Source organism: endosymbiont of Lamellibrachia barhami, from assembly GCF_011947365.2.
Taxonomy (GTDB): Bacteria; Pseudomonadota; Gammaproteobacteria; order Chromatiales; family Chromatiaceae; genus QGON01.
Window position 1 is genome coordinate 3,351,635 of the sequence record NZ_JAAVSH020000001.1, and the last position, 4,562, is coordinate 3,356,196.

General features: G+C 55.7%; 5 protein-coding genes and 1 tRNA gene. 5 read left to right on the top strand and 1 reads right to left on the bottom strand.

Annotation, left to right across the window (positions count from 1 at the left end):
* Positions 1-92: 92 nt before the first annotated feature.
* Positions 93-179, bottom strand: a tRNA-Leu gene (locus tag G9Q73_RS15410).
* A gap of 162 nt (positions 180-341) precedes the next feature.
* On the opposite strand from G9Q73_RS15410, the gene G9Q73_RS15415 reads away from it, so the two are divergent.
* The 5 genes from G9Q73_RS15415 to G9Q73_RS20060 all read left to right on the top strand — a co-directional run.
* Positions 342-1,184, top strand: coding sequence for a M23 family metallopeptidase (locus G9Q73_RS15415; RefSeq protein WP_177420565.1), 843 nt, complete (start codon positions 342-344; stop codon positions 1,182-1,184).
* A 109-nt stretch (positions 1,185-1,293) separates the two neighbouring features.
* Complete coding sequence (locus tag G9Q73_RS15420; protein ID WP_246345298.1) at positions 1,294-2,610, top strand: TolC family outer membrane protein; 1,317 nt, start codon at positions 1,294-1,296, stop codon at positions 2,608-2,610.
* Positions 2,611-2,614: 4 nt separating this feature from the next.
* Positions 2,615-3,700 (top strand): chorismate synthase, encoded by a 1,086-nt coding sequence (gene aroC / locus G9Q73_RS15425; protein ID WP_177420567.1) that lies wholly within the window; start codon positions 2,615-2,617, stop codon positions 3,698-3,700.
* A gap of 162 nt (positions 3,701-3,862) precedes the next feature.
* Entirely contained in the window at positions 3,863-4,174 is a 312-nt protein-coding gene (locus tag G9Q73_RS20055; RefSeq protein WP_281397586.1) for an MFS transporter, read from the top strand.
* Positions 4,128-4,562, top strand: a 435-nt coding sequence (locus G9Q73_RS20060; protein WP_281397587.1) for an MFS transporter, incomplete at its 3' end; no start/stop codon positions are given. The genes G9Q73_RS20055 and G9Q73_RS20060, both read left to right, overlap by 47 nt.

A 4,562-nucleotide genomic window follows, 5' to 3' on the forward strand; every position in this document is an offset into this window, starting at 1 on the left:
CGGTTGCGAAAAAAGATCCTGTTCACTGGGCAAAAGCCCTGTAGAAACAGGGCCTTTCATCACTTCTGGTAGTCTGTGATGGTCTTTCGATTTGGTGCCGAGGAGAGGACTTGAACCTCCACGGGGTTGCCCCCACATGCACCTGAAGCATGCGTGTCTACCAATTTCACCACCTCGGCTAAGAGGGTGCTAAACGGCTGTGCCGTCTGGAGAGCGCGAACTTTACCGATAGATGGTTGGAGTGTCAACTTTTGAGAGGTAGATTCGACCTCGATTGGATTGGACGGTTTGCTATGTTAGGTTGCCCCGTTTCAGGACAGATTATCAGGTGATCCGGTCTCATGAGTATTCGTAACAGTGGGGTACTTCCTTTTCTCCATGCATTGATGTTTCTACTTTTTGCAGAGACAGTTTCTGCGACTTCTGAGACACTCATTCTCAAAGGAAACCTTGTCCAGGGAGGGATGGCAATCGGCCATGTGACGCCAGGCGAAAAAGTCTCCGTAAACGGCATAGGGGTTAGAGTTTCGGCTAACGGTGTGTTTGTGCTCGGTTTTGGCCGGGATGCAGCCTTGGAAAATCGTGTCGAAGTGACGGGTAGTGATGGGCGCAAGCGGATTGAACTGCTCAAGATCGGCAAACGTGCCTACAAAGTCCAACGTATTGACGGCTTACCGCAGAAGAAGGTGACTCCACCGAAGATGGACTGGGCGCGGATCAAGAAAGAAAACGCCATGGTGAAGCAGGCGCGCAAACTGGATGATCCCCGCACCGATTTTCTTGGGGGATTTATCTGGCCCGTGCAGGGTATCATCAGTGGGGTCTACGGGAGTCAGCGCATTCTCAACGGTACGCCGAAACGGCCTCATATGGGGATCGATGTGGCGGCACCTACCGGAACCAAGGTGGTCGCTCCAGCGGATGGGATGGTTACACTGGTGCATGATGATATGTTCTATTCCGGCGGTACCCTGTTGGTCGACCACGGCCATGGTCTGACCTCTTCGTTTCTGCACTTGAGCCGGATTCTGGTGAAGAAAGGGAGTAAGGTCCGCCAGGGGGATGTTATCGCCGAGGTTGGGTCGACCGGCCGGGCGACTGGACCCCATCTGCATTGGGGGTTGAATCTGTTCGGAACCCGGCTTGATCCTCAGCTGGCAGCTGGTCCCATGGATAAAAAGTGAGCGCTGGCGGCCTTTGGATCGAAGACTTACGCTGATCCTTTAATCCCCTATAATAGCCGTTTTAGTCAGTACCCCGTGACCCGAATCCCTCTAAAGAATGGAGCTGAAGATGAAAAAAACTCGGTTGGTCCTCCCTCTCTTGTCCGCACTGTTTGCGATGCCGCTGCAGGCCCAGGATCTGATGGACGTATACAATCTGGCGCTGGTCAATGATCCGCAACTCCAAGAGGCAAAGGAACGGCTGGAGTCGGTGCGTCAAGGCAAGGTGCAGGCGCGTGCCAGACTGCTTCCCACGATCAGCTTGGGAGGAGAGATCGATGGAGTAAGACGTGATGTGAAGACCTCTCCAACAGGCGGCGTTGGTACCAGTAGCTATAGCGACAAGAGTCTGGGACTGAACCTCTCCCAGCCGCTTTATCATCGCGATTACTGGGTTCAGCTTGAGCAGGCGGATCACTCCATCGCACAGTCGGAAGCGGAGCATGCAGCTGCCCAGATCGACCTGATGGTGCGTAGCTCAACCGCCTATTTCAATATTCTCGCGGCGCAGGATATCCTGCGGGTGGCCGAGGCCCAGACTGAAGCCAATGCCCGTCAGCTTGATCAGGCGACACAGCGTTTCGATGTGGGGTTGATCGCTATTACCGATGTGCATGAGGCCCAGGCATCCCACGACGGTGCCAGAGCAGAGGAGATTGCTGCCGAGAACGCAGTGGACAATGCCTGGGAGGCGCTGTTTGAGATCATTGGTCAGACTCAAGAGGAGGCCCTGGCCAAGCTGGGCGCGAAGCTGAAACTCGATCCGCCGAATCCCAACACCCTGCAGGCCTGGTCCGATACGGCACAAGCGCAGAACTACACTATCATTGCCGCTCGCAACGGCTTGGAGAGTACGCGAAAAAATATCGAGGTCTTCCGCTCCGGCCACTATCCGACCCTGGATCTGGTGGGAGGGTACGATATGTTCCGCACCAATAACGACTTCGGCTCCGAAGCTGATACCGGCAAGATTGGTGTGCAGTTGCAACTGCCTATCTACGCCGGCGGGTCGGTTAGCTCCCGGACCGAACAGGCTCGCAGCGACTACCGTGCTGCACAGCTGGTGCTGGATCAGAGTCAGCGCGCAGTAAACCGGCAGGTGCGCAATGCCTATCGGGGCGTACTTTCCACGATTAGCCGGGTAGGGGCTCTCAAGGCTGCCACAGTCTCCGCCAAGAGTGCGCTGGACTCCACCCAGGCTGGCTACGAGGTCGGCACCCGAACCATCGTTGATGTGTTGAACGTGCAACGAAATCTCTTCTCATCTCAGAGTGACTTTGCACGCTCACGCTATGATTACATCCTCAATGGCCTGCAGTTGAAGCAGGCGGCGGGTAATCTGACCCAGTCGGATCTGGAAGGTATCAACGCCTGGTTGGAGCGATAACCTTATGTCGGGTAACAGCTTCGGCAAACTCTTTACTGTAACCTCGTTTGGTGAGAGCCACGGGCCGGCAATCGGCTGTATCGTCGACGGGTGCCCCCCTGGTCTGGAATTGAGTGAGGCGGATCTGCAGCGGGATCTCGACCGCAGAAAACCAGGTACTTCGCGCCATACGACGCAACGCCGTGAAGCGGATGAGGTGCAGATCCTCTCCGGTGTCTTCGAAGGTAAGACCACGGGTACCCCCATCGGTCTGATCATCCACAATACGGATCAGCGTTCCAAGGACTATTCGGAAATCATGGATCGTTTCCGTCCGGGACATGCTGACTACACCTATACTCAGAAATACGGCTTTCGTGACTACCGGGGCGGTGGACGCTCCTCTGCGCGGGAGACCGCCATGCGCGTGGCTGCCGGCGGCATTGCGAAGAAGTATCTCAAAGTGCGTTATGGCATCGAGATTCGCGGTTACCTGGCGCAGCTCGGCCCCATCAAACCGGAGAAGTTTGTTTGGAACGATGTGAATGAAAATGCCTTTTTCTGCCCCGATCTCTACAAGGTGCCGGAACTCGAGGCCTACATGGATCAACTGCGCCAGGAGGGGAACTCTATCGGCGCCCGGATCAACGTGGTTGCTACCGGTGTACCGCCGGGACTGGGCGAACCAATTTTCGATCGCCTCGACGCAGAGATCGCCCATGCGATGATGAGCATCAACGCGGTGAAAGGTGTGGAGATCGGTGACGGATTCGCCTGTGTGGAACAGAAGGGTACCGAGCATCGGGACGAGATGACGCCGGATGGTTTCAAGAGTAACCATGCCGGTGGTGTGTTGGGCGGCATCTCGAGCGGTCAGGATATTCTCGCCAGCATTGCGTTGAAACCCACTTCCAGCCTGAGGCTACCGGGACACACGGTGGACAAAGAAGGCAAATCGGTCGAGGTGGTCACCAAGGGGCGTCATGACCCTTGCGTCGGGATTCGCGCCACGCCCATCGCCGAGGCCATGATGGCGATGGTGCTGATGGACCATATGTTGCGCCATCGTGGACAGAATATGGACGTGCATTCGGATACGCCTGTTATTTAAGGAGCCTCTGATCTATTCGTGAACTCGCATCTTGAAGCCAAAATCCGTCGCTTTATCGTTGTTAATCTTCGCAATAGCCAGCTATTACGTGCGATTAACGCCTCAAATCGACGAATTTTTCTCTCCAATCGGCTTCACTCAGAATAGATCAGAGGCTCCTTAATGCCGTACTGGCGCCTTTCCGGTTTTTATCTCTTCTACTTCGCCTCGCTCGGGGCGCTGTTGCCGTTCTGGGGACTCTATCTAAAGGACCGTGGTTTCGCCCCCTCGGAGATCGGGGAGTTGATGGCAGTGATCATGTTTACCAAACTGGTCGCGCCCAACGTCTGGGGCTGGATCGCCGATCACACCGGTCGGCGTATGCCCATCGTCCGTCTTGCATCATTGATGCTTCTACGCCGAAGGGTTCTGGATGCTGGCGCTGGTGATGATGCTGTTCAGTTTCTTCTGGAACGCATCGCTGCCCCAGTTTGAAGCGGTGACCCTCAGCTATCTGGGCGACCAAATCCAGCAGTACAGCCGTATACGTCTCTGGGGTTCCATCGGTTTTATTATTGCGGTCGTCGGACTCGGTTATCTCATCGACAGGATGGAGGTCGGGTTGGTGCCGATGGTGGTGCTGGTGTTCTATCTTGGTATCTGGCTAAACAGTCTCGTGGTGCCGGAGCGGGGCGCAAAAATGCCCCACCATGAACAGGGTTCGATACTGGCGGTATTGAAGCGCAAGGAGGTCATTGCGTTTCTGGCCGCCTGCTTCCTCATGCAGGCAAGTCACAGTGCCTACTACGCCTTCTACTCGATCTACATGGAAGAGCACGGTTATTCCAGCACCCTCATCGGCCAGCTCTGGGCGCTGGGAGTG

Bases quoted from the DNA above. Each gene is read 5' to 3' on its own strand.
- G9Q73_RS20055 (WP_281397586.1), top strand. From the start codon at position 3,863: ATGCCGTACTGGCGCCTTTCCGGTTTTTATCTCTTCTACTTCGCCTCG.
- G9Q73_RS15420 (WP_246345298.1), top strand. From the start codon at position 1,294: ATGAAAAAAACTCGGTTGGTCCTCCCTCTCTTGTCCGCACTGTTTGCG.
- G9Q73_RS15415 (WP_177420565.1), top strand. From the start codon at position 342: ATGAGTATTCGTAACAGTGGGGTACTTCCTTTTCTCCATGCATTGATG.
- aroC (WP_177420567.1), top strand. From the start codon at position 2,615: ATGTCGGGTAACAGCTTCGGCAAACTCTTTACTGTAACCTCGTTTGGT.